Origin of the sequence: Mycolicibacterium pyrenivorans (assembly GCF_025821625.1) — a bacterium.
In the GTDB taxonomy this organism is placed as follows: domain Bacteria; phylum Actinomycetota; class Actinomycetes; order Mycobacteriales; family Mycobacteriaceae; genus Mycobacterium; species Mycobacterium pyrenivorans.
The window spans coordinates 1-914 of sequence record NZ_JACKSH010000112.1 but is presented as its reverse complement, the minus strand read 5'-3'; the positions used below and the strand labels follow the sequence as shown (position 1 = coordinate 914).

Below are 914 nucleotides of genomic sequence, written 5' to 3'. Positions count from 1 at the left end.
GGCGAAGGTGGAGTAGTTGGTGGCCAGCTGCCCCGACAGTGGTGCCATCTGGGCCTGCCCGGAGCGCACCAGGTCCCCGGCGCCGGAGAGCTTCATCACTGACCCCGCGGCGGGTCCTTGCCCGGAGGCCGGCGGGTCGCCGAACAGTGAGTGCGCGCGGCCCAGCACCTCACCGACCTGAGCCACTACCGCGCCAACCGACACGAAACCAGTATCAGCGACCCAGACCCACCCCCCAGACACAAAATTCGGCAGCAGGCGGCCCGTGCTGCTACGCGTTAGGTACGCACATACCCGCCGCCCTTGGTCGCGATGTGCACGTGGTCGAAATGGTTCGCGGTGGCCCCGCCACGGCCTCCCATCGGTTCACCGACCCCAGGGCCGTAATACATCGCTTGACGCCAGATCGCGTGGTCGACGCCGAGTGCCTCTTTGTTGGCCATCACAAACGAGAGCACCTCATCCCCCAGGGCCTTTCCCTGCGGGGTATTCCAGTTGGGGATCATCACATCCAGCGCGAGCCCGTTGGGGTGCCACTTCAACGAGTCGGCGCGCACGCCGCCTATTTCGCGGATCTGTGGAAACGCCGCAGAGACAGCGCGATTGGTGAGCACGGTGAACTTCTGCAGCCCGTTCTCGGGAGCCTTGCCTGGTGGCAGCTGGCCCTGGATGGCTCTGGCGACAATGCTGCCGGCGTCCAAGGCTCCCAGCGGCCCGCGGCCTCCCGGTCGCGTGCTCGACGTCAGGCGCGTGCCGCTGCCGCCTAGCCCAGACAACCCGGAGAGCCCCCGAAGTCCGCTCAGCGGCGACCCCATTTGTGGCATCGACAGGCCTGAGCCGCCGCCGAATGGTGAGCCGCTTCCTGCGCCCACACCGCCGCGGCCGCCGTAGGCCATTGACCGCAGCATCGCCGC

1 protein-coding gene and 1 pseudogene are annotated in these 914 nt (G+C 67.9%); both read right to left on the bottom strand.

Annotated features, from left to right (window positions below):
• A pseudogene (locus H7I57_RS14465) lies at positions 1-243 on the bottom strand (lytic transglycosylase); the annotation flags it as partial.
• Positions 244-278: 35 nt separating this feature from the next.
• Positions 279-914: VldE C-terminal domain-containing protein (locus H7I57_RS14460; RefSeq protein WP_504928640.1), on the bottom strand; the 636-nt coding region annotated here is incomplete at its 5' end.